At 67.7% G+C, this 23123-nt stretch carries 17 protein-coding genes, 1 other RNA gene and 1 pseudogene; 9 read left to right on the top strand and 10 right to left on the bottom strand.

The genetic code is table 11. The features are described from left to right. The first annotated feature begins 24 nt into the window (after window positions 1-24). The 5 genes and pseudogenes from ACH47Z_RS02845 (at window position 25) to rnpB (ending at window position 3172) form a co-directional block, all read left to right on the top strand. Window positions 25-444: a DUF4260 family protein gene (locus ACH47Z_RS02845; protein WP_399069777.1), complete on the top strand. Its 420-nt coding sequence runs from the start codon at window positions 25-27 to the stop codon at window positions 442-444. Further along, entirely contained in the window at window positions 437-988 is a 552-nt protein-coding gene (locus tag ACH47Z_RS02840; RefSeq protein ID WP_399069775.1) for a TetR/AcrR family transcriptional regulator, read from the top strand. Before ACH47Z_RS02845 ends, ACH47Z_RS02840 begins: the two co-directional genes overlap by 8 nt. Before the next feature lie 35 nt (window positions 989-1023). After that, a complete protein-coding gene (locus ACH47Z_RS02835) occupies window positions 1024-1845 on the top strand; it encodes a helix-turn-helix domain-containing protein (protein WP_399069773.1) in 822 nt (273 codons plus the stop codon). A gap of 22 nt (window positions 1846-1867) precedes the next feature. Then, window positions 1868-2647: pseudogene (locus tag ACH47Z_RS02830) on the top strand (DMT family transporter); the annotation flags it as partial. 118 nt (window positions 2648-2765) lie between these two features. Then, window positions 2766-3172, top strand: an RNA gene (rnpB, locus tag ACH47Z_RS02825) — RNase P RNA component class A. Window positions 3173-3761: 589 nt separating this feature from the next. Here the strand turns inward: rnpB and ACH47Z_RS02820 are convergent. Next, window positions 3762-3902, bottom strand: coding sequence for a hypothetical protein (locus ACH47Z_RS02820; RefSeq protein ID WP_399069771.1), 141 nt, complete (start codon window positions 3900-3902; stop codon window positions 3762-3764). Between the two features lie 21 nt (window positions 3903-3923). On the opposite strand from ACH47Z_RS02820, the gene ACH47Z_RS02815 reads away from it, so the two are divergent. Both ACH47Z_RS02815 and ACH47Z_RS02810 read left to right on the top strand, forming a co-directional pair. Further along, complete coding sequence (locus tag ACH47Z_RS02815) at window positions 3924-4952, top strand: hypothetical protein (protein WP_399069769.1); 1029 nt, start codon at window positions 3924-3926, stop codon at window positions 4950-4952. A 36-nt stretch (window positions 4953-4988) separates the two neighbouring features. Further along, entirely contained in the window at window positions 4989-7094 is a 2106-nt protein-coding gene (locus ACH47Z_RS02810) for an AIPR family protein (RefSeq protein WP_399069768.1), read from the top strand. A gap of 27 nt (window positions 7095-7121) precedes the next feature. On the opposite strand, the gene ACH47Z_RS02805 is transcribed toward ACH47Z_RS02810, so the two are convergent. The 3 genes from ACH47Z_RS02805 to ACH47Z_RS02795 form a co-directional block, all read right to left on the bottom strand. After that, a complete protein-coding gene (locus tag ACH47Z_RS02805) occupies window positions 7122-8738 on the bottom strand; it encodes a protein kinase (protein ID WP_399069766.1) in 1617 nt (538 codons plus the stop codon). Between the two features lie 79 nt (window positions 8739-8817). Further along, on the bottom strand, window positions 8818-9009 hold the full coding sequence (locus tag ACH47Z_RS02800; protein WP_399069764.1) for a hypothetical protein: 192 nt from the start codon (window positions 9007-9009) through the stop codon (window positions 8818-8820). A gap of 11 nt (window positions 9010-9020) precedes the next feature. Further along, on the bottom strand, window positions 9021-9872 hold the full coding sequence (locus ACH47Z_RS02795; RefSeq protein ID WP_399069762.1) for a helix-turn-helix domain-containing protein: 852 nt from the start codon (window positions 9870-9872) through the stop codon (window positions 9021-9023). Between the two features lie 242 nt (window positions 9873-10114). On the opposite strand from ACH47Z_RS02795, the gene ACH47Z_RS02790 reads away from it, so the two are divergent. Beyond that, a complete protein-coding gene (locus ACH47Z_RS02790) occupies window positions 10115-10528 on the top strand; it encodes an ATP-binding protein (RefSeq protein ID WP_399069760.1) in 414 nt (137 codons plus the stop codon). 49 nt (window positions 10529-10577) lie between these two features. On the opposite strand, the gene ACH47Z_RS02785 is transcribed toward ACH47Z_RS02790, so the two are convergent. The 6 genes from ACH47Z_RS02785 to ACH47Z_RS02760 form a co-directional block, all read right to left on the bottom strand. After that, window positions 10578-13781 (bottom strand): type I restriction endonuclease subunit R, encoded by a 3204-nt coding sequence (locus ACH47Z_RS02785; protein ID WP_399069757.1) that lies wholly within the window; start codon window positions 13779-13781, stop codon window positions 10578-10580. A 6-nt stretch (window positions 13782-13787) separates the two neighbouring features. After that, window positions 13788-14402: a DUF4276 family protein gene (locus ACH47Z_RS02780; RefSeq protein WP_399069754.1), complete on the bottom strand. Its 615-nt coding sequence runs from the start codon at window positions 14400-14402 to the stop codon at window positions 13788-13790. Next, window positions 14399-15616, bottom strand: coding sequence for an AAA family ATPase (locus ACH47Z_RS02775; RefSeq protein WP_399069752.1), 1218 nt, complete (start codon window positions 15614-15616; stop codon window positions 14399-14401). Before ACH47Z_RS02775 ends, ACH47Z_RS02780 begins: the two co-directional genes overlap by 4 nt. Window positions 15617-15650: 34 nt before the next feature. After that, on the bottom strand, window positions 15651-16733 hold the full coding sequence (locus ACH47Z_RS02770; RefSeq protein ID WP_399070357.1) for a restriction endonuclease subunit S: 1083 nt from the start codon (window positions 16731-16733) through the stop codon (window positions 15651-15653). Window positions 16734-16915: 182 nt separating this feature from the next. Continuing rightward, complete coding sequence (locus ACH47Z_RS02765; RefSeq protein WP_399069750.1) at window positions 16916-19012, bottom strand: N-6 DNA methylase; 2097 nt, start codon at window positions 19010-19012, stop codon at window positions 16916-16918. Between the two features lie 79 nt (window positions 19013-19091). After that, window positions 19092-21215: an N-6 DNA methylase gene (locus ACH47Z_RS02760; protein ID WP_399069748.1), complete on the bottom strand. Its 2124-nt coding sequence runs from the start codon at window positions 21213-21215 to the stop codon at window positions 19092-19094. Window positions 21216-21400: 185 nt separating this feature from the next. Here ACH47Z_RS02760 and ACH47Z_RS02755 point away from each other — a divergent pair, with 185 nt between their 5' ends. After that, entirely contained in the window at window positions 21401-23095 is a 1695-nt protein-coding gene (locus tag ACH47Z_RS02755; RefSeq protein WP_399069746.1) for a TIGR04141 family sporadically distributed protein, read from the top strand. Window positions 23096-23123: the final 28 nt, after the last annotated feature.

Raw genomic sequence — 23123 nt, 5'->3', positions numbered from 1 at the left:
CCGTACGAGGACCCGGAGGCAGCCATGACCGCACTGGCCGGCACCACCCGCACGTCCCGCTCCACACTCACCGTCCTGCGCCGCACCGCGTGGCTGGCGTTCGCCCTGTTCTGGTCGGCCTTCGCGGTGCTGGAGGGCATGAACCACGGCTGGCTCGCCGGCACCCTGGCGCTGGTCTTCCTCGTCCTGCCGGACCTCACTTTCCTGGTGGCCCTGGACGACGCGCCCCGCATGGCCAAGGGGCAGCTGCCGCCGCGCGCGGTGCCGTACTACAACGCGCTGCACCGGGCGCTCGTCCCGCTCGCGCTGCTGGTGGCGTACACGGTCCTGCCGGTCGCCTGGCCCCCGGCGTTCGCGGCCCTGTGCGGCTGGCTCGCCCACATCTCGTACGATCGCGCCTTCGGCTACGGACTGCGGACCAAGGAGGGCTTCCAGCGTGCCTGACCAGCAGGGAACCGCACTCGCCGCCGGTGACCGTCTCACCCCCCGGGCACGCGAGATCGTGGCCGCCGCCCGGGAACTCCTGGAGGAGTCCGGCCTCGACCGGCTCACCACGCGCACCCTCGCCGACCGCCTCGGCATCAAGGCGCCGTCCCTCTACAAGCACTTCCCCGACAAGCACGCCGTAGAGGTGGAGCTGACGGCGCAGATGCTCGCGGAGTCGGCCGATGCCCTGGAGGCCGCCGAGGCCCGTGCCCCCGGCTCCCTCGAGGCCCTCGCCGGGGCCTACCGCGCCTACGCCCTCGCCCACCCGCACCTGTACTGCCTGGCCACCGAACGCCCGCTGCCCCGCGCCGAACTCCCCGAGGGCCTGGAGGACCGGGCGGCGCTGCCGCTGATGCGCGCCTGCGGCGGGGACGTCGACCGGGCCCGCGCGCTCTGGGCCTTCGCCCACGGCATGGTCATCCTCGAGATCCACGGCCGCTTTCCCGGCGACGCCGACCTGGACGCGGCATGGAAGCGGGGCCTGAAGGCGTTGCACGAGTAGAAGGTCTCTGAAGGTCTCTGGACAAGGGGTGTGCCATGGCGGAACAGGCGCTGTGGACGCGCGCCCGGCTGGGCCACGAGGGCCCCCCGCTCGACCTCCTGACCGCGAACTTCCGCCGGCACACCTACGCCCCGCACGCCCATGACGAGTACACGATCGGCGTCTGCGTCGGCGGCAGCGAGGTCATCGCCTACCGGGGCGGTCACATCCGTACCGGACCGGGCAGGATCGTCGTCCTCGACCCCGGCGAGACGCACACCGGCGGCCCCGGCAACGCCACCGACGGCTACGCCTACCGCGCCCTGTACGCCGAGCCGGCCCTGCTGACCGACGGCGTCCTCGGCGGCCTCCCCTTCTTCCGCGAACCCCTCCTCGACGACCCGGAACTGGCCACCGCGCTGGGCCTCGCCCACACCGAACTCAGCGTCTGCCCCGACCCGCTGGAGGCGGAGTCCCGGATCCCCTGGCTGCTGACGGCCCTGGCCCGCCGCCACTCCACGGCCCGGCCGGGGCCGGACCTGGTCCCGGGCGCGATCACCATCGCCCGGACGGTCCGCGACCGCCTCGCCGACGAGCTGACGGCCCCGCCGACGCTCGCCTCCCTCGCCGCCGACCTGGGCCTGTCCCGCTACCAGCTCCTGCGGGCCTTCCGTACGACGATGGGCCTGCCGCCGTACGCCTGGCTCGCCCAGTACCGGGTGAGCAGGGCGCGGGCGTTGCTGGAAGCCGGCCTGCGCCCGGCGGAGGTGGCGGGCCTGGTGGGCTTCGCCGACCAGGCACATCTGACCCGCTGGTTCCGCCGGGTGCTCGGGGTGACCCCGGCGGCGTACCGCAACAGCGTTCAAGACGCGGGGTGAGGGTCTGACCGAAACTCGCCGTATGACTGCACGCGGCTGGTTTCTGTTCTCCCTGATGGGAGTGATCTGGGGCATCCCCTATCTGATGATCAAGGTGGCGGTGGACGAGGTGTCCCCGCCGGTGGTGGTGTTCACGCGCTGTGCCCTCGGCGCGCTCATCCTCCTCCCCTTCGCCCTGCGCCAGGGCGGCCTGCCCGCGACGATCCGGGCCCACTGGCGCCCCATGCTGGCCTTCGCGTTCCTGGAGATCGTCGTCCCCTGGTTCACCCTGACGGACGCCGAACGGCACCTGTCCAGCTCGACGGCCGGCCTGCTGATAGCGGGCGTGCCGATCGTCGGTGTGGTCGTCGCCCGCCTCCTCGGCAACACGGAACACCTGGGAACCCGCCGCATCACGGGCCTCGCCCTCGGCCTGGGTGGCGTGACGGTCCTGACCCTGCCCCACCTGACCGGCGGCGACGCCCGCTCCCTGGTCGAGGTGCTGGTGACGGTCATCGGCTACGCCACGGCCCCCCTGATCGCCGCGCACCGCATGAAGGACGTCCCGTCCCTGCACCTGACGGCACCGTGCCTGACCCTGGCGGCCCTGGTCTACGCCCCGTTCGCGGCCGCGACCCGCCCGGCCTCTCTTCCTTCCCCCTCCGCCCTGGCCGCGCTGGCCGGCCTGGGCGTGATCTGCACGGCGGTGGCCTTCGTCGCGTTCCTGGAGCTGATCAAGGAGGCGGGTCCGACCCGGGCGACGGTGATCACGTACGTCAACCCGGCGGTCGCGGTGGCGGCGGGCGCGCTCCTCCTGAACGAGTCCCTGACCCCCACCGTCCTGGTGGCCTTCGCCCTGATCCTGACGGGCTCCGTCCTGGCGACGGCGGCGGCCGGTCCTCGCCGCTCCCGGCGCCCGGTACCATGGTCGACACGGCAGACGAGCCGGGCGGACGGCCGCGTGGAGTCCCCCTAGGGGGGCTTCCCGAGGAACGTCCGGGCTCCACAGGGCAGGGTGATGGCTAACGGCCACCCGGGGTGACCCGCGGGACAGTGCCACAGAAAACAGACCGCCCGGGGCTTCGGCCCCTGGTAAGGGTGAAACGGTGGTGTAAGAGACCACCAGTGCCCAGGGTGACCTGGGCAGCTAGGTAAACCCCACCCGGAGCAAGGTCAAAAGGAGCCGCCGCAAGGCGCGCTCTGCGCGGACGTTCGAGGGCTGCCCGCCCGAGTCCGCGGGTAGACCGCACGAGGCCGACGGCAACGCCGGCCCTAGATGGATGGCCGTCGCCGAGGGGCCCGCGAGGACCCCTCGGAACAGAACCCGGCGTACAGCCCGACTCGTCTGCCTTGATGGGCCTCGACCTTAGGGTTTGCCTCGGGCAGGGTCATTTTTTGTTGGGAGGAGGTTCTCACTTCTACCTGCGGCTCCCCTGGAGTTCCTGCGTAATCGCGCAGCAGTTATGGAATGAGGGAGCGGCTGGCCGGGCGTGACTTGGCTCGTGGGGCCGGGGTGCCGATCAAGTGCTACGCAGGTTCGAACCCCTGGTCGGAGACTTGCACAACGGGAAGGGCGAAGCCGCTGTTCGAAGGCGGGTAGATGGTGGTCCAGACGGTTGTCCAGCTGAAACGGTAGACCTTCGACGCTTGGCTGAGGTTCGAGTCCTGATGCGGGGACGCGGGACCTGGGGACGTGTAAGCCGGAAGCTGGAGCTGGCGCGCTACCATCCCCCTGAGCCTGACTCGGTATGGTGGCAGGCGATTCGGGGGAGTGGATGACATTCGCACAACCAAGGCGGGTAGATTTCCCGTCTTCGGCGCAAGCGCCGCGGCTGGCGATTCTGCGCCCTGACAGTGACTTACTTCGTCTGCTCGATGCCGACCGCATCAAGGAAAGGTCCTACTCTCAACCCTGCCGTGACTGGCCCGAGGTCAAGTCACACCTCGCAGTCCTGCTTGCTCCTGCCGACCAGCAGGGTGACCAAGGTGGCCGGGAGCAACCGGAGCGGATCTGGGGGTTGGGCGTCGTGCGCCCTGCTCACGAGACTGACCGAGACCGGAAGGTCTTCGTCGCCCATGCGCGAAGGCTTCGAGAACTGGTGCCCGTCTCACGGCTCTGGTGCAGTGGCGGAAAGACGGATGAAGCACTCTCCAAGTCGCTACCGGAAAGCGGTCCTGTCACGGTCGGCGCAGACATCGTGTTCGCCAATCTTCAGCGGATCTCCCCAGACGTCGAAGCCGAAGTCCAGAGGCTGGTGCCTTTGCTCGACGACGGCGAAGGCTGGGGCGAGGCGGAGCTCCGCTGGCGCGACGAGCGTGATGCTCTGCTGCTCTTCGCCAAGATAGCTGGGGTGGCCGCGAAGGATTTCACACGGGTACACGCCTGGGACAGGACAGCTGTCGGGACGAGCTTCATCAGCGGGCTCAACGGGACTGCGGTTCAGCCGACGCTCGACGACAAGCGTGGGCGGGTGGCGGAGAGGCTCAGTGGTATCGGTGACACCGCCGTGAAGGAGTTCGCGAGCCGCGACGGTCGTCGAAGTTATGACTTCGAAGCCACGTCGATTATCGATCCGCAGGCGGCCGACGGTGCCGAGGCATCCCTCGACGCCTACTACTACCACGACGGTACCCAGACGCTCGTCCTGTTGCGCTACTTGCGTCCCGGACCGAGCGGGCTCCTCTGGCCAGAGGCCTGGCACAGTCTCTCCGAACTCCACGGCCGGATCCACAGCTTGGAGCAAGGCGCTCGGCGGAGCACCGACGATTACGGCTTGCTGGAAGACCCCCTGTTTCTCCGCGTTCACGAGCAGGTGCCCTTCACCCCTGCTCTGCACCGGACGAGCTCCGGCGCGATCTACCCCTACGGCCAGGTCGCAGCGGCGATCTCTGCCGCGGCGAAGACCGGCCTAGCAAGTCCTCCCGCCGACGCGCTCACCCGCCACCTGGTACCGACCGACTTCGCCCGCCTGGTCCGCGACGGTTGGTTCGGCGCTCGCGACGTGCCCTTGAAGGTTGCCTTGGGCTTGGTGAAGGCCACCGTCGAAACGGTCGGAGCTGCTCTGGTGGTCGTTGACTTCAGCGACCGGGCGCGTGGCAACGGCTCAGGGCTCGGTATACAGGCTTAGGGCATCACAAGACACCATCAGTGGGAGCGGCTATCCATGGTCACCTCGGGGGCGGATACACCTCGCCAGGTCACGCAGGTGCGTGAGCAACTGCACGAGACATTCGACGGGGTGATAGACGACAGTGACATCGCCCATTTCCGAGGCGACAACTACGAACAGCGTTTCCTCTCCCGCGCCCTTGCAGCCCTCGCGGTACGACGTTTGGCCAAATGCAGTGTGGCCGAGGCGGCCCGGTTCGTGACGGACGGCATCGCGGACCAGGGGATGGACGCCATCGCCCCCCTGCCGGAGAGCGGACTGGCTCTGCTCGTCCAGGCGAAGTGGAGCGACAAGGGCACGGCGACCTTCGACGTGGGCGCCGCCAAGGCGATGGTGGACGGCCTGAACCGTATCGAGAACGAGTTGTACGACCAGTTCAACCAGCGTGCCGGCGCGCTCGCCCTGGAGGCCAGGCCGTTCATCGTCAACGAGAGAGCCACTCTGGTCATCGCGCTGATGGGCACCGTGGAGCCCTCTCCGCCCGCACTCGAGGTTCTCAAGAACGCTCTCGACGAGTTCAACAAGCACGGCGCCCGCTTGAGCGTCGAGGTGCTGTACGCCGCAGACTTCCATGACCAGATCCATGCGGATCTTCGGCCGGAGCCCATCTGTCTGGACGTGCGTCTTGATGACTGGTACCGGCAGAAGGGACCACTGGAGGCCTATCAGGGCACGGTTTCCGCCGAGAGCGTCGCCGAGTGGTACGAGACGCACGGTACCGGCCTGTTCGAGCAGAATCTCCGGGCCCCGCTCGGGACCACCGTCACGAATGCGGAGATCGGTCAGACTCTTACGTCCGATCCCACGAGATTCTGGCACCTGAACAACGGCATCACCATGATCTGTACCTCGCTCACCGCCAAGAACGACAGCGCCAAGGCACCGCAGAGCAGGCCAACCACTCTCACCGTGGCCGGGGCGAGCATAGTGAACGGTGCTCAGACGGTACGGGCTGTCGCCAGGGCCATGCACGACGACGGTGAGGCCGCGGCCAACGCCACCCTGAGCATCAAGGTCATCAACACGCATGAAGACCGGGAATTCGGCGTGCAGGTCTCGCAGGCGGCGAACCGGCAGAACGCCATCGAGCAGCGCGATCACATCGCGCTGGAACCCGTGCACCAGGCGATCAAGGCCAACCTGCGCGCCGAGCTGCGCAAACAGTACGTGATCAAGCGCGGTGAGCCGGTCGCCGCGCCTGAGACCGGTTGTTCGCTGGACGAACTCGCTTTGGCACTCGCGTGCCTGCACCCGGATGCGGAACAGGCCGCCCGGGCCGCCAGTTCCACGGAGAACCTCTGGGAGCAGGGCCCCAAAGGTAGCCACACCCTGCTGTTCAAACGTGAACCCTCGCCGCAGAAGGTGTGGCGGTCCGTGCTCACGCTGCGCGCCACACGGAGCGCGGTTTACGAACTGGGCAGTGGGCAGAACAGCCGCGAGGCTGCAACCACGGAGCATGGCGGCTTTCTCGTCACCCACCTGATCTTCCAGCATCTCGGCGCCACGAGCATCGATGACCCCGACTTCGACTGGGACAGCGAGGTCCTGGAGAAGATCCCCGCCCTCGTACCGGAGCTGGTGCGTCGGCTGACCCACGAGATCGTGACTCGTTACGGGCCGCGCCCCCAGATCAGGACCGCCTTCCAGACCGCGGAGACATGCCGGGAACTCGCGAAGCACGTCCTCGGCGACCTGGCCGATGGCGTCGCCGTTCCCGCACCTCCCGTGAAGGAGCGGAAGCCCCGTCGCCCGAACACCGTGCCGCTCCTGGTAGACCGCCGCGTCATCAAGGAGGGAGCCCCCCTCGGGTACCGAGCTCTGAACGACCCCGAGCGTGACGCCATGGAAGAGTGGCTTGTCGCTGACGAAAGGCGACGCCAGGCGACCTGGGTCAATCACCGGACCAAACCGATCCTGTGGGCGTACGACGAGCAGCAGTACTCGCCGTCCGGGCTGGTGTCGAAGATGTGGGCGGATGCCGAATGGGACGAGCGCCCCGTGGCCAATCAGGGAACGGCTCGCTGGTTCCAGTCGGATGGCCTGAGCCTGTGGGATCTGGCGCAGCGCATCCACAGCGAAGAGGCCGAGGACGAGGCCTGACGGCGTGTGCGTCGCACCGGCAGGACGTCAGTAAGGGCGTGGTCCCTCCGGGCCGCGCAGTCGGGCGAGGAGATCGGCGATCTCGCGGGTCTCCTCATGGTCCTCCCCGAGGAGGACGCACATGTCCTCGTGGAGGGCGTCGAGGACGCCTTCAGCCTCGGCGCGGCGGCCCTCGGAGAAGAGGAGCACGCCGATACTGCGGCGCAGGTCGAGAGCGGTTTCGGAGGCGTCCCCGGCTTCGTCGGACACAACCTCCAGGACCTCCTGGAACTCCCGCAGGGCGACCGTGGCCTGTCCGAGGTTGGCCCGGCAGTGGGCGGCGTGCCGACGGCACTCCAGGGTGCTTTCATCGGCCGGTCCCGCCGTACGGGCGTAGACGGCGGCCAGTGCGTCGAACTCCGGTAAGGCACGCCGGAAGTCCTCGCCGGCCATGAGGACCGCCGCGCGCTGCCGCCGCAGACCGAGCACACGGGGGTTGTGCGCGCCGAGGGCGGTGCCCACTGTGGCGATCACTGCCTTGAGGACGTCCGCGGCCTGGGCGAACCGCCCGCTCTCGGCGAGGTCTGCGGACCGGGCGTAGGCCTCCCGGATCGCTTCCCGCAGCGCGGTGTCGACGCGCGCCGGGACCGGTACGGGAGCCATCGGCCCGAGCGAGGGCGCGGTTGGCGTGGTCCGCCGCAGGGGTGCGTTCGGCTGTCGGTAGACCACCGTCGGGTCGGGGACTTCGGAAGGGGAGCCGTCGTGGGTGAGGGCCACGGGCTCGGCTGCCGATCCCGGTTGCGGCAGGTGCGGCGAGAGGCGCTCGTACACCGCGTACGCGTCGGCCGGACGCTGCTCGGGCACCTTGGCCAGCAGATCCAGGACCAGCGCCTCCAGGTCCTCCGGCACCTCGGGTCGCAGGGTACGTAACGGCTTCGGCGGCACGTTCATGTGCTGGTGCAGAAGCTGGTACTCGTTGTCGCCGCTGAAGACTGGTTCTCCGGCGAGGAGTTCGTGCAGCACGCAGCCGAGCGCGTAGAGGTCGCTCAGCGGTGTGATCTGCGCGCAGTCGATCTGCTCGGGAGGCATGTAACGGCTGGTACCGATACGGCTGCCCGTGGCCGTGAGCCGGGTGACGTCCGTGCGCAGCAGCTTCGCGATGCCGAAATCCAGCACCTTGATCGTGCCATCAGAGGCGATCAGGACGTTGTCCGGCTTCAGATCGCGGTGCACGACCGGGACGGCGTGCGCGTACGACAGGACCGTGCAGATCTGCGCCGCGATCGACGCGACCCAGCTCACCGGGAGCAGCGCCGCCGTTCCGTCCTCCGCGCAGGCCAGCACCGTGCGCAGGGAGATCCCGCGCACGTACTCCATCACCAGGTACAGCCGGTCGTACGACGCCTCGTCCAGTACCGCGTCGAACACCTGCGGCACGCCGTGATGCCCGATCCGAGCGGTGACGCGCGCCTCGCGTTCGAAGCGGCGGGCGAACTCCTGCGCCTGCGCGGGCGATGCGACGACGTCGGGCCGGATGAGCTTGACCGCGATCTCCCGGTCGAGGACGGCGTCGTAGCCCCGCCAGACCGTGCCCATACCGCCGGACTCGATCTCCTCGATCAGCTCATAGCGGCCCTGCTCGCCGATTCTCCTCGCCTGCGACACGCGTTGCGCCCCCGTCGTCCTGATGCCACGTCAGTCGATCGCTGTACACGGTACCTATTCGCGGGGTGCGCGGCAGGGGTTACAGCAGGTGGTCGGCCTTGCCGGCCTTGATGTCGGTGATGAGGGTGCGCAGGGCTTCGAGTGAGTCGGTGAGGTAGTGGCCCTCCTGACCGTTGACGGCTATGTAGCCGTTGCCGTCGGCGTCGGTGCCGAGGCGGAAGCAGTTGCTCGCATCCTGGCAGAAGGGGGCTTCCCAGCTGATGTCAGACATGAGCAACTCTCCTAAAGGCTCTGGGAAATGGCTTGCATGAGATCGAGGGTCTCCTCGGGCTTGAGCGCGAGCCTCTGCATCTCGTCGAGTTGTAGGCGGTACTTGCACAAATGGGCGCCCGAATAAAGGAATTCTCCTGCCGTGGTGCGATCCAGGTGCACGGTGTCGAGCGGGGGCATCTGGCCGAGGACGTACAGGATCGCCTGGCCCGAACCGGGGAACGCCCCAGCGGAGAAGGGGATGGCCTGGATTGTGACGTTGTCGCGGTCTGCGGCTGCCATGAGGTGGCCAAGCTGGTGGCGTAGCACCGCGCGTCCACCCACTTCGATCCGTAGGGCGGCTTCGTGGATGATCAGCGCGTAGTCCGGAGCCCCTGGCCGGTCGATGACCTGCTGTCTTTGTACACGGTGGGCGACTCTGGCCTCGAACTCCTCGGCGGGCAGCGGCGGGATCGCAGCTTGGAAGAGAGCGTGCGCGTACGCCTCGGTCTGCAACTGCCCCGGCATGTGCGTCATCGTGCTGACACGCAAGCCCTGGGCGTGCCACTCCAACTCGGCGATGTCCAAGAATGTCGCGGGCAGGAGGTCGCGATACTCCTCCCACCAGCCGGTCGTGCGGTCGCCGCACATGGCAACCAGTGCGTCCACCAAAGCCTGGTCAGTGCACTCATACCGGAAGGCAATGCGCCGGACGCGCTCCGGGCTGACGCCGTGGCGTCCCGCCTCGGTACTGGTGATTACGGTCCGTTTCGTGTCCAGCAGAGTGGCGGCCTGTTCGGTGGACAGTCCCGCCCCTTCCCGTAGCTTGCGCAGTTCTGCGCCCAGCCGCTGCTGGCGTGCGGTCGGATTGCTCCTCGGCGGCATGCGTTCCCTCTCGTCGCGTGCGACTCAGTTTGCCGCGAAGCGAAGTTCGTTCCAACGGACCTTCGGGACTTGGTAGCACATGTATCCCCGTTGTCCTACTGTGAGTATCGCGCACGCTACACACCGCAATGCCGGAAGCGCACCGCGCGAGCATGCCCGTCCGCCCTGGGACGGGTGTGCCCGCGACCAGGGCGGTAGGCCACCGGCGATCCCAAACCCCTCACACAGACGTGGAGTTCGCCATGCCCGAGATCCCCCTCGTACCTGTCCACTGGCGCTTCCCCGCCCACCCCGCCTCCGTACGACGGGCCCGGCATGCCGTCGCCGCATCGCTGCCGCATGTCCTCCGCCCCCACCTCGGTGACGACCTCGGCTTGTTGACCTCGGAGCTGGTCACCAACGCCATCCGTCACGGAGCCTGCGGGGAGGACGGCGACCTCGTCGAACTCGTTCTGTGGCCCGCCGACGGACACTACTGGCTCGCCGTCTCCGACCCGGGTGCGGGCAAACTCGAACTGGCCCGCCTGGACACGGACTCCGAGAGCGGTCGGGGTCTGATCCTCGTGGACAGCCTTGCCACCGCCTGGACCGTCCGGCCCCGCTCCACGCGCGGAACGTCCGTGATCGCGGGTCTCCCTTTCCGTCAGGACGGTTGACGGGACGGAGCCGCCCGCAGGGGAGGGGGCAGAAGGGCCCGGCGTGTGGTCAGGCCGCCTCGTCGTCGATGTTCTCCTCCCGGCGGATCATCCGCCAGGCCGCCCGGCGCGCACTCTGGTTGAGCGACTGCTTGAAGCTGTCGTCGTGGCTGAAGTACTGCCGTCCCATGTCGGCGATGGTGTCGATGTGCTCGGCCATCTTGTCCTCGAAGACCTCGTCGAAGACGAGACCGAAGTTCTCCTCGTCGTTGACGGCGGCGGCGCGGACTTTCGGGTCGGCCGTCGTCTCCGAGAACGGCGTGATCACGTCCTGATCAGTGAAGCTGGTGCCGTACTTGTCGTTGAACTTCTCGATCAGCTCTGACAGCAGCGACTTCTCCTGCTCTTTGGCGCCGCCCCCACCTTCGCCGAAGCCGCGCAGCTCCGCCGCTCCCTCGGAGGTCAGGGTGAGGTCGTACTCGCCGGTCTTCTGGATGCGCAGGTGACTGAGGTCGACGTCCCCTATGTCCACGCCGCCGTCTCCGCGTCGCGGCAGGCGGTTGAGCAGGTGGCGGCCGTAGAGGTAGAGGCATTCGAGGTCGGCGTCGCGGTAGGGCACGATCTGCGAGAGGAAGCCGTACTTCCGCACGTAGTCGTTGAGATCCGCGCGGAACTGCTCGGCGGCCTCGGCGGCTTCCTCGTCAGGGTCGCCCGCCTCGTCCTTGCGGTCCAGCAGCTCGGTGAACCGCTCGACGGCGGGGCCGAGATGCCGGTACAGCTCGGCGTGCAGCTTCTCCCAGCGGGCCGCCGAGCCCGCTGCCCTCTCCTCAGCCTCCAGATAGGCATCCGCGAACTCCCGCATCTCCTCCTCGACGAGGATGTCGGGCTGCATGACCTGACTCTGCGCGGTGTAGAGGAGGTTGGGGTCGGAGGGAAGGGTGTTCGCCTCCTCGAAGTACGGCCGGAAGGACTTCTTGATGTCCTCGGCGTCGTTGACGAAGTCCAGTACGGCCAGGTCCGCCTGCGACTTGCGGTCGGCGGTGCGGTTCAGACGGGAGAGGGTCTGGACGGCGCTGATGCCCGCGAGCTTCTTGTTCACGTACATCGTGGTGAGCAGCGGCTGGTCGAAGCCGGTCTGGTACTTCTCGGCGACGACCAGGATGCGGTACTCGCGCTGCGTCGCCGTCCCGCCGGTGCGCACGGCCTTGTCGTCCTTGCGCGTGTACGCGAACGCCTTGGGCAGCGCGGACTCGGCGAGGCCGCCGTTCTCCTTCGGCTCGGTCGTCTCCTTACCGTCGTACGTCAGGCTGCCGGAGAACGCGACCAGGACGCCGGGGTCGGCGTACGCCTGGTCGTCGACGTACTTCCTGATCTGACGCGCCATTTGCACGGCGCTGTGCCGGGAGGCCGTCACCACCATGGCCTTGGCCCGCCCGCCGAGTCGGCCGGCGGTGTGCGTGCGGAAGTGCTCGACGATCACCTGCGCCTGCTGCGTCACGGTGGAGTCGTGCGTGAGCGCGTACCGGGCGAGCAGTGGATTCGCCTTGGACGGGTCCACCTCGCGCTCGGCCGGGTTCTTGTTCACCAGCTTCCAGTACGTGTCGTACGTGACGTAGGTGCGCAGGGGATCGAGGATGAAGCCCTCCTCGATGGCCTGGCGCATCGAGTACGTGTGGAAGGGGACGTACGTCGCCTTGCCGTTGACGGTGTCCAGGGTGCCGAAGAGTTCGAGCGTCTTGGCTTTGGGCGTGGCCGTGAACGCGAAGTAGGAGAGGTTGGAGGCCATGCTGCGCTGGGTGGCCTTGCGGACGAGCCTGGCTTCGGTGGTGGCTGCCGCTGCTTCCAGTTCGGTTGCCCCAGCGTCATCGGAGTCCGAGTCCAGGCCCAGGTCACGCAGGGCCGCGCGTACGGCGGTGGCGGCGTCGCCGGACTGCGAGGAGTGCGCCTCGTCCACGATGATCGCGAAGTTGTGGCCCTGTATCTCGGTCGGGTTGCGACGCAGGTAGTCGATGAGGGCGGGGAAGGTGTGCAGCGTGACCGTGATGATCTTTCCGGTCTCGCGGGACAGCGCCTTCGCGAGCTGGTCGGACTTCGCGCCGTGCTTCTCGTCGATCTTCACGACGAGACCGGCGGTCTTCTCGAAACTGCCCACCGTTTCGCGGAGTTGGGCGTCGAGATTGCGGCGGTCGGTGATGATCACGACCTTGTCGAAGACGGGCGCACCGGGCTTGAGTCCGGCGGCCAGGGCGTCGGGGTCGATCTCGGCGGGGTCGGTGGGCGTGTGCAGCGACGACAGGCGGTGCGCCAGCCATCCGATGGTGTTCGACTTGCCCGAGCCGGCGGAAGCCATGCCCAGGTAGTTGTGACCGGCGCCGTGGCGGGCCGCGTGGCCGGTGAGCTTCTTGACGATGTCCCACTGGTGGTAGCGCGGGAAGATCAGCTTCTTCCGCGTCCGCCCGTCCGGGCCCTTCTCCTTGCTGAGGTGCACGAACCGCTCGATCAGGTCCAGCCAGGTGTCCCGCTCCCAGATCTGCTCCCAGAGGTAGGAGGTCGCGTACGTTCCGGGGACGGTGGGCGCCGGATTTCCCGCCCCGCCGGGCTTCCCCGGGCCCTCCGAGCCCGTGTTGAACGGTAGGAACCGAGTGAGCTTGCCGCGCAGTTCGGGCGCGACGTAGACCACATCCGTGTCCACGGCGAAGTTCGCGATGACGCGGCGCGCGAAGATCAGCTCAGTGGGGTCCCGCTTGAGTCGGTACTGCTCCTTGGCGTGCTCCGCCCCCTGCCGTGTGAGGGCGTTCTTCAACTCGGCGGTCGCCAGCGGGATTCCGTTGAGGAACAGGGTGAGATCCAGCTCGTTGCCCTTGTCCGCCTGCTTCGCCGCGTACTGCAACTCCTTGACGAAGGTCAGCCGGTTCGCCCGGTAGTCGTCCAGGACAGCGTTCGATGCGACGAGCGACGGCTTGAAGTAGGCGAGCCTGATCAGGATGCCGTGGTCCTTCACACCCTTGCGGAGTGCGTCCAGCACACCGTCGGTTCCGATCGCCTGGTCGACGCGCTTGGCGAACCCGGCCATGGCGGTGTTGGGATCCCCGCCGTACAGGGCGATCAGCTCGGCCCAGTCGTCGGCTTGGGTCTTGCCGATGAACTCGAAGAGCTGGGCGGTGTCCAGGCCGAGTTGAGGTTGGTAGTGGGACCGGCTTCCCTCACTCCAACCGCGCTCCAGCAGCGCGGCGACTATGGCGTTTCCGAATGCTGCTTCGTCGTGGACGGACATGAGCGGCTATTCCCCCCGCTTTCCGGTGATCAGGTATGTAATGTCGCGGCAGAGCTTGTCGAAGGACGGTGAGTTGACGCGAGCCAGGTCGAGATCCATTTCCTGGGTCAGGGCAGGCTGGTCCACGCGGGGGCGGTACCGCACTCCGTCGCGCCGGCGATGGGTCAGCCAGCCCTTGCAGTCGCGGAGCGTCTCGCTGTTGGCCGGGACCTCCAGGTGCTCGGCGAGACCCGCCCGGCCGCCGAGGGAGGGCGCCGAGGCGAGGAACCATGCCTCGAACTCCCGGTTCGCCAGTACCACGGCCGTCCGGCGGTCCGGGCGGGTTGCTTCGGCCCTGGCCAGCAGCGAAGGCCCGAGGCTGGCCGGGCAGTCGTCGTCGGCGTCGATCACGACGAGGATGCCTCCTGGGTGGCCGGCGGGTACGCGTCGAGCCTGGGCCTCCACGGCGGCCTCCAGCCCGCCCGGCCTGACGAGTCGGCCACGGTCGACCATGAAGGGCGGCTGGATGTCGGCGTCCCAGATCGCAGCCTCGTACATCAGCCGCCGGAGGAGTACGGGGAGAGCGCTGATCTCGCCCTCGCCTTCCACGACGGAGGCGATCGTGACTCTCGGCTGGTTCACTCCTCACCCTCCGGTTGCTCGTCCGGTCGGGCTGGGGGTTCGACGACCGGGCGCAACTGGTTGGAACGCAGCAGTTCGGCCGTGGTAGCCAGGCCGTCGGCCACGATCGACCGACTTACGGGGTCCACCTCGCCGATCACTGTCACTCCGTGCTCGGCGGCAACCACGCGGATGGCCGACAGGTCTGCCTCTTTGCGGTCGAACAGCTCCGCGCTTTGCGTGGTGGCGAGGATCTGTACGTGCTCGCTTGCTTCCGTGAGCGCGTCGTAGAGGGCTCCGGCCGCGAGTGGGTGCAGGGCGAGTTCGGGCTCTTCGACGGCGATGAGCGGAATCCAGCCGTCGCGGGCGTCGTGCTGGAAGAGTGCGGTCAATAGGCCGATGGCTCGGATGGTCCCCTCCGACATGGACTCGGCCCGGAAGGTGTGCGGTTCGGTATCTCCGTCAGTGGCGAAGCTGATCCGCGCCGCGATGTAGTCGGCGGAGGCGTCTGTCGGGCCGACCTCTACGACTCCGGGCACGATCGCCCTGAGGTACTGCGAGATGCGCTCTCGCTGCCGCTCCCCGAGCGCGGCCAGTGCCGAGCCGAGGCCGCTGCCGTCCTCCTTCAGCATCCCGGCGGTTGGCGTGTTGGGGCGTGCGGCACGGAGGCTGGACAGGTCAGGGCTGTAGAAGAACATATCCGCGAGAGTCCCGTGAAGTTTGAAGAACGGCTCTGTGTCAGCCACTCGTGCAAGCTCCAGCCGACTCTTACGATGTCCCGTTTCCGGGCGGTCTCGCACCTCGAATCGCTTGGCGTCAGTCCCGCTCTGCTCGCCAGGGCGGTGCATTTCGCAGAACTCACGCTGGATACGGACACCGGATCCGGCGTCTCGGCCCGACCGGGTGGCGGCCGTCGGCGCGAGGGTGATCTCGTACGACCCCACCCATGGCTTCCTGTCATGGGGAGGGAACGCCGGCAGGTAAAACTCCAGACCGATCGTGCAGGAGCGTGCTGGCTCAGGGACCCGGCGCACAACCTCCTCCCACCCGCCACGCGCCGCCACGGCCTCGGTCGGACCGTCCAACAGTGCGTCGCGAACGAAGCGCAAGGCGTCCAGGAAGTTCGACTTGCCTGCTGCGTTCAGTCCGAGCAGCACGGTGAACGGGCCGAGAGTCACGTCGCAATGGGCGATGGACTTGTAGTTGTCGACGCGGACACGGGTGATCAGCGGCATCGGGAGGTGAGGCGGGGCGGGACTCATAGCGTGATCATTCCTCGATCCAACGTCCGCTGGCGGTGGACACGTCGATCTGGCCGGTGACGGCGGCGGTGATCAAGGCTTGGCGCCGCTCGACGAGAACCGATCTTTGACGTTCCAATTTGTCGCTTAGTCTCCTCATAGAGTCTTGGATGCGGGCGATTTCTCGAACCATGTGTTTCCGCTCCTGCGAGTCCGAGGGCCAAGTCAGTGAAAAATTGCCGAGGTCTTCCATGCCGAGCGTCGGTTGAGCGGTGTCTGTGCTTGTAGCGACAAGGGCCTGCTTGTGGAAGGAGCTCGTACCGAGCCAGGCTTCGACGAGTTGCACGTCTACATCGGGCATGAAACGCATCGAACACACGGCTCGCGCGATGTTTGCACCAGCCAAACTCGCGGGGGCAATCGCTGCCCGTCCTAGTGTTCCCACAACGCTCATCAGTAGATCGCCGGGCTGGACAATGCTTCTGGCGTATTGCGCTGACAATTCACTTGGAATATTGCGCAACCCATCGGCTCGTCCCTTCAAATCAAGGAGGTCATTGACCCGGATGAAGGGGACACCGTCGTCTGTAAATATCGGGACCAGGACGCCGTAGCGCGGACGCACAGAGAACAGATATTTGAGTCGCGTCTGAGTCCCGGATCGCGCCTCTCGGAATGAAAGGTCCAGCATCGCTCGTTCGCGCTCTGTCAGGATTTCCAACTGCGTGGACCGAGACGCATCCAAACCGTCGATGCGGGCGGTCTCGGCGTCGAGGAACTCGGCGATGCGGCGCTGCTCATTCACGGGCGGCACGGGAAGGCAGATTTCGCGTGCTACCTCAAGGTTGATCCGAGACCGCGTCGACCCTCGGGTCGAGGCTGAAACTTGGTCTGAAACAGCTGAGGACCCGAGTGCCCATGCGGCGAACCGATGCGTGAGTTGGGCCTCATCCAGTCGAACTCGGTAGCAATCTGCCTTAACAATGGCGGGCCCTAGGTGGTCTGGTGCAATGCAGGCGCGCCCCACGGGATGTCGATCATCGCCGAGCCCTGCAATGAGCAAATCTCCTGCCTTGACCTCATGGCGTCGCAATTCTTGAAAATAAGACATCGGGATGAATGCTGCATCGGAATCCTTGAAGCGCGCTGATCCAATATTTCCAAGGCGAATCACGCGTGCGCCTTCATCGGAATAATGTCTACTCGTCAGTGAACTCCCGAAGGGCCCATCCGTCATCTCGTGGACGAAACGTCGAAGCGGGAACTGTGGGTACGTGTAAGGCGTCCTGTTGCTCACTCCGTCACCTCCCCAAGTAGCGCCTGAATCTCGGCCTCAAGCGCCTTCAACTCCCCGTCGATCTCCGCCAACGCTCGCGGCGGCTTGTACACGTAGAAGTGCCGCGTGAACGGAATTTCGTACCCCACCTTCGTCTTGCTGTGGTCGATCCACGCGTCCGGGACGTGCGGCAGCACCTCGCGCCGCAGATATTCCTCCACGTCCTCCTCCAGCGGCACGTTCTCGTAGTCCCGCAGCTCCGGATCCGGCTCGGGCTCGCCCTTGACGCGCTGGACCTCGCCCCCCGGATCCCGTACGCCGACCATTTCCCGCAGCGCCTTGCTGAACGGCGCGCCCGTCGGCCACAGCAGGCCGGCCGCGACGACCGCGTCCTTCAGGTCGATCCACGCGTCGGACTTCGTCGTCCAGGACTTGCCGACCAGCGGGCGCAGCGCCGCCACGAACGCCTCCGCGTCCGTCGCTCGTGTGATCGGCTTGGACGCGGCGATCGCCGTCAGCGTCTCCTCCGTCACCTCGAAGCGGAGCTTCAACGGCCGTTCGACGGTGATCCGGTGATACCCGAAGTCCTCGTTGCGGAAGACCTTGATCTTTCCGGCCCGGTCGGCCAGGTCGTGGCCGCCGCCCCTCTCCGCCGCGTCGACGATAGCCAGCGCCTCCGTGTAGAGCCTCGTGATCTCGGAGATGTGCTGCTCGCCGAGTTCCTTGCGCTTGTCGCCCAGCGACTTGCGCATCTTGCGCCAGTAGTCGCGCGCGTCCAGCAGGACGACCTTGCCGCGCCGGTCCCTGGACTTGCGGTTGCTGAGCACCCAGAAGTACGTGGAGATGCCGGTGTTGTAGAAGAGCTGGTCGGGGAGGGCGACAATGCCCTCCAGCCAGTCCTTCTCCAGGATCCACTGCCGGATCTTGGACTCACCCGACTCCGCCGCCCCTGTGAACAGCGGGGAGCCGTTGAAGACGATCGCGATGCGGCTGCCGCCCGCCCCCGACGCGTCCACCGGCTTCATCTTCGAGATCATGTGCTGGAGGAAGAGCAGCGACCCGTCGTTGATACGCGGCAGGCCGGCCCCGAACCGCCCGCTCTCACCGAGGCGTTCGTGTTCGTCCTCGACGGTGTCCTTGACCTTCTTCCACTCCACGCCGAACGGCGGGTTGGCCAGCAGGTAGTCGAAAGTGGTGGGCGTGTTCTTGTCCCTCTTGGAGTCGTCGCTGCTGAAGCCGTCGTCGCTGAAGGAGTTGCCGAACTTGATGTTCTCCGGGTCCTGGCCCTTGATCATCATGTCCGACCGGCAGATGGCCCAGGACTCGGGGTTGAGCTCCTGGCCGAAGACCTTGACCGTGGCGTCCCGGTTGTGAGCCGTGATGTGCTCCTCGGCCGCGCTGAGCATGCCGCCGGTCCCGCAAGCCGGGTCCATGACCGTGCGGACGGTGCCCGGCAGGGCCAGCGCGTCGCTGTCCGGTGCGACGAGCAGGTTGACCATCAGCCGGATGACTTCCCGGGGTGTGAAGTGCTCACCGGCCGTCTCGTTGGACTGCTCGGCGAAGCGCCGGATCAGCTCCTCGAAGACGTAGCCCATCTGGTGGTTGGTGACGATCTCGACCGGCTTGCCGTGCTCGTCGAGTACGACGTTGCCGTCCGCATCCCTCTTCACCGGCCGCAGGTCGAGGTCGGCGAACCGTCCGACCACCTGGTACAGGAGGTCCGCCGCGGCCAGCCGCTTGATCTGCTGGGCGAAGTCGTAGCGCTCCAGGACCTCCCGCGCGTTGGGGGAGAAAGCGCCGTAGTACTCGTTGAGGTACTTCGCCGCGTGCGAGGCGTCGCCCGCGATGGCCTTCAGCGTGTAGGTGCTGGTGTTGTAGAAGCTGTGGCCGGAGGCCTTGCGCAGGAAGCGGTCGGGGTTGATGTCCTGGTTCTCGTAGCGGGCGGCGACCTCCAGGACCTTGTCCTTGGTCGGGGCGAGGACGCACTCCAGGCGCCGCAGCACGGTGAACGGCAGGATCACCTTGCCGTAGTCGGACTGCTTGTAGTCGCCGCGCAGGAGGTCGGCGACCGACCACGCATGATTCGCCAGTTCCGTGTGCTTACTGCTGTTCAACGCTGTCCTTCCGGAGTTTCGCCGTCCCCGAGGGACGGAGAGGTCAAGTCTGGTCGTTCGCGGTGCCGGGCCGCACGTTTCACGCCGATCCGTGACTGCCCGGCAACAGCGCGCCGCCGGTGAGTCCGGTGCCGAGGAGACATGTGAGGTCCTCGGCGGCCCGGTCGGCGCGGCGGGCGGCGGTACGCAGCTCGTGCAGGCGGCGGAACGCGGCGCCGTAGCGCTGCTGTTCGGCGAGTGGGAGCAAGGGAACGCGTAGTCGTCGGGGCTCCACCCGAACGACGGATGTGCCGGTGGCCGCCGCGTTGACGTTCTGTTCCGCTGAGAGGAACCCGGCCAGGAACCAGGGGTCGAGCCGACGTTGATCCGGGCGGAAGAGCAGCAGATGAGGCCCGAGGAAGCAGCCTGCCTCGCCCGGTTCGACGACCCGGGCCACGGCGCCACGCCCCACGCGGAGCATCTCTGTGAGCAGCACGTCACTTCCCTGGATCAAGGGGAGGGCGGTGCCAGTGGGAAGGTCCGCCTGCGTTCCGGAGGCGGGTCGGTTCTTCATGACGTCGGTTGCCGTGAGCGTCGGCCATCCGCCGAGTTCTGGCTCGGGCTGCGGTAGCGGTTGGCCGCTACGGGTCCGGCGGCCTCCGGGCGCGGTGCGAAGCAGACTGAGAGCGCCGCCGCGCAGAAGATCCTCGACTGTTGCTGTGCGCCAGTCGCGGGGTCGGCCGTCGGCCGGTGGCCAGTCGCCTTCGATGCTGAGGCCGGTCAGGTCCCTCGCGGCACGGTGGAGTTGGTCGTACAGCTCCGATGCCTGCCGGGCCAGCAGGGCGGGGCGCAGAGTCTGCCGGGGAGCCGTTCGGATGTGGCGGGCCGGAGTCAGGTCCACGGCCTCGTTGAGGAGGTCGGTGATCGGTACGGCGCCCGCGATGCCCGGGGCTCCGGTGAAGCTGTCCCGTTCCGCCAGGTACGGCCGCCACGCCGAGAGCACGGTGTCGCCGATGGCGGCCCAGTCGAGATCGCGGTTCCCGGAAGCGGATGCGTCGATCAGCAGGACCGTACTCGGAGCTTCGGCCTGCGGATCGGGCCGTTCGAGCACCCACAGATGCAGGCCGATGTGGAGCGGGGTGGCCGCGCCCTGGGGAAGCGAGACGACGGCGCGGAGGGCGCCGTCGCGTACGAGCTGCGCCCGGATACGCCGGCCGGCGGTGCGTTCCGCGACGGCGGGCGGCATGAGCAGTACGGCACGGCCCCCGGGCGTGAGGTGGGCCAGGCAGTGCTGGACCCAGGCGAGTTCGGGCTCGCCCTTGGGCGGTACGCCGTAGGCCCACCGTTGGTCGTACGCCAGATCCTCGTGCCCCCAGTCACGGACTCCGTACGGAGGATTGCACAGCACAGCGTCAGCGGTGAGGCCCTTGAAGGCGTCCGAGCGCAGGCTGTCCCCCGCACGTACGGTGACGGCAGCCTCGGGGGCGCTCAGCCGGAGCCGTACGGCGGCCTGGGCGGCCTGGGTGACCAGGATGTCCTGGCCGTGAAGTTCGGTCGCTCCCGCGGATGCCGCCGCGGCGAGTAGCGATCCGGTGCCGCACGCGGGGTCGAGAACGCTCGCGGGGAAGGCACCCGCGCTGTCGGTCAGGAGCCGGGCCATGAGGTCGGCCAAGGGGCGCGGCGTGAGGTAGGTGCCGGTGCCTCCCGAGTCCTCCAGCAGGCGTTCGGCCAGGACATCCGTCGCGGCCTCGGCGCCGTCCGCGACGACGTACTGCACCAGGGCCCTCAGCGGCTCGGCCGCCTCGGGGTCGTATGCGGCGTCCTCGGTTCCCGGGATGTCCTGGGCTCCGTCGTCCGCAGCCGACCGGACCCATCGCAGCAGTGCGTCGTCACGCAGTTTGGGAAGGATTTCACGCTCTCTCCGGTCCAGCCGGGCAGCCGCGAGCACCACAGGGAACAGGTGCAGGACCGGTTCGCCGGCGCCGGGGTGGGTGCGCAGCGCGGTGCGAAGCCGGTCCGCCGGTGTGTCCTCGGGAAGTTGGCCACGGGCGGCGAGCCAGGCGCGTACGGCGTCGAGATCGTAAGTGGGGCTGGCGTCCGTGCCTCCCGTAGGGGTGGGGAAGTCCGGATGCCGACGACGCCAGTTACTCACCGTGGCGCGGGTGACGCCGGCCAGCCGGGAGATGTCGGCGGCGGTCACGAGGGCACTGGCCTGCTGGTTCATGGGCTCCTGCCGGGTGACGTGGGGGCGGGCGTACTGGACGGCCTCACTCTATACCGGCACCCAACCGATGTGAAGTGTTTGACAATGCTTTCAGTTGCCACTCTACTGGTTGTGTTTTCACTGGCTTCCCGGCTTCCCCGGGCATCCCTATGCCCGCGACACGTCGATTCGAACGGAGCGGCACCATGGCTACCAGTACTTCCGGCACGTCCAAGCGCACCCTGTACCGGCTCACGGGTATCGCTCCCACGGTCGACGCGATGTTCGACGTACTCGACCCGGCTCGGCTCGAAGCCGTTGGCGCGGAGCTGGACTTCCCGGAGGAGCGGTTGGGTGTTCCGGCGCTGCTGGTCACCGGCAGCTTCGAGCAGCCGGTCGCGGGCTGGTGCGACGAGATCAACCGCACGACCGGGTGCGAGGTGTCGCGGCCCGTGAACCGGTCGGCCGGGCTGCTGATGCTCGCGGTCGACGGCGAGGTGTACGCCGTCGGCTACGACCAGGGCTTCCGTCTGGTGCCCGACCGGGTCAAGGACCGGCGGTTCGGGCTGGGTTTCGTGATCCGCAGGGTGGACCCCGCCCAGATCCGGGACATGGTCTCGCATACGCCGGGCGGCGGCCGGACCGACATCACCCTCGTGCCCGGCGGCGCTCCGGTCTGGAACCTGGGTGTCCAGGAGCACGCGCAGATCGTGCGGCGGCTGGGCGGTCGGCTGGACACGCTCCAGCTGACGATCGCTCAGGACGACCGTACGAAGATCTCCAGCGTCGAGGGCGGTACCGGGCTGCGGATGCGCCTCGGCATCGACGCCGCGGACCTGGTCGCGGACATCCGGGCCATCGCCCGTGTCCTTCGGGAAGAGGCCCCGACTCCGGAACTGGAGTTCGTCGAGCACATCGTCCCGGTCAAGGACGACAGCCTCGTCACGCGGCTGGAGGAGCGGCTCGACGACATGCTCGGCGAGCCGCCGGACGGACGTGTCGCGGTCGCCGTCCCGTTCGATCACTGGGACGACTACGGCGCCGCCCAGGCGTTCGCCATCAAGGTGCGCAGTAAGGACGCCTACCTCGCCGACGACTTCAGTCTGGAGTACGTCCTCAACCGGGCCCGCGTGCAGAGGGCGGGAACGCGCTTTGCCGCGTTTCGGGACGGCAACGTCACCCTCTACGCGCACACCCGGGCGGAGAAGAGCGACGTCATCTGGACGTCGAACGTGCTGCGGTGGATCGAGGCGGAGGTGGCGCTTGGCGCCCGCCGGTTCTTCCTGCTGGACGGGCAGTGGTACGAGATCGGTGAGGTGTATCTGGAGGCGATCCGTTCGCAGGTGGAGCGGCTCATCACCGACACGCCCTCGGTCGACCTTCCGGCCTGGGTGCTCGGGGACAAGGAGCGGGACTACAACGAGTCGGTGCCCGACCTGCGGCCCGGTTACGTCTGTTTCGACCGTGACAACGTCCGGACCGCGCTGCATCGGGGCAACGGCGTGGAGATCTGCGACCTGCTGAGCCCGGACGATGTCCTGGTCATGGTGAAGCGAGCAAAGGGGTCCGACGCGCTGAGCCATCTGTTCGGCCAGGCCGTGGTCGCCGTGCAGACTCTGCTGCACTCGCCGGAGGCCATGGACGGGTTCGCCCGGAAGGTGGCCGCGGCCCGGCCCGGCAGGGCCCTGCCAGAGGGTTTCCGGCCGTCGAAGGTCGTCTTCGCGATCCTGCTGAAGAACGGGACCGACCTCACAGCCGACACGCTGTTCCCGTTCTCCCAGGTGACCCTCGTGCAGACGGCCAAGATGCTTGAGGCGTGGGGCATCGCCGTCGAGGTCGTCGGGATTCAGGCCACTTCGGTGCCTCCGGGCCGGGCGGGAATCCGTCACTTGGCCGCGTAGCGGGCCCGTCTTACGCAGCCATCAAGGT

The organism is Streptomyces sp. NPDC020192 (assembly GCF_044388685.1).
GTDB lineage: Bacteria > Actinomycetota > Actinomycetes > Streptomycetales > Streptomycetaceae > Streptomyces.
Note: the sequence above shows the minus strand (reverse complement) of the source record. Positions and strands in the feature narration are given on the sequence as shown.

What these genes read in the sequence shown, in the direction of transcription:
- ACH47Z_RS02845 (WP_399069777.1), top strand. Translation starts at nt 25, where the DNA reads ATGACCGCACTGGCCGGCACCACCCGCACGTCCCGCTCCACACTCACC.
- ACH47Z_RS02835 (WP_399069773.1), top strand. Translation starts at nt 1,024, where the DNA reads ATGGCGGAACAGGCGCTGTGGACGCGCGCCCGGCTGGGCCACGAGGGC.
- ACH47Z_RS02820 (WP_399069771.1), bottom strand. Translation starts at nt 3,902, where the DNA reads ATGGGCGACGAAGACCTTCCGGTCTCGGTCAGTCTCGTGAGCAGGGCG.
- ACH47Z_RS02810 (WP_399069768.1), top strand. Translation starts at nt 4,989, where the DNA reads ATGGTCACCTCGGGGGCGGATACACCTCGCCAGGTCACGCAGGTGCGT.
- ACH47Z_RS02800 (WP_399069764.1), bottom strand. Translation starts at nt 9,009, where the DNA reads ATGTCTGACATCAGCTGGGAAGCCCCCTTCTGCCAGGATGCGAGCAAC.
- ACH47Z_RS02795 (WP_399069762.1), bottom strand. Translation starts at nt 9,872, where the DNA reads ATGCCGCCGAGGAGCAATCCGACCGCACGCCAGCAGCGGCTGGGCGCA.
- ACH47Z_RS02790 (WP_399069760.1), top strand. Translation starts at nt 10,115, where the DNA reads ATGCCCGAGATCCCCCTCGTACCTGTCCACTGGCGCTTCCCCGCCCAC.
- ACH47Z_RS02785 (WP_399069757.1), bottom strand. Translation starts at nt 13,781, where the DNA reads ATGTCCGTCCACGACGAAGCAGCATTCGGAAACGCCATAGTCGCCGCG.
- ACH47Z_RS02775 (WP_399069752.1), bottom strand. Translation starts at nt 15,616, where the DNA reads ATGCCGCTGATCACCCGTGTCCGCGTCGACAACTACAAGTCCATCGCC.
- ACH47Z_RS02770 (WP_399070357.1), bottom strand. Translation starts at nt 16,733, where the DNA reads ATGTCTTATTTTCAAGAATTGCGACGCCATGAGGTCAAGGCAGGAGAT.
- ACH47Z_RS02760 (WP_399069748.1), bottom strand. Translation starts at nt 21,215, where the DNA reads ATGAACCAGCAGGCCAGTGCCCTCGTGACCGCCGCCGACATCTCCCGG.
- ACH47Z_RS02755 (WP_399069746.1), top strand. Translation starts at nt 21,401, where the DNA reads ATGGCTACCAGTACTTCCGGCACGTCCAAGCGCACCCTGTACCGGCTC.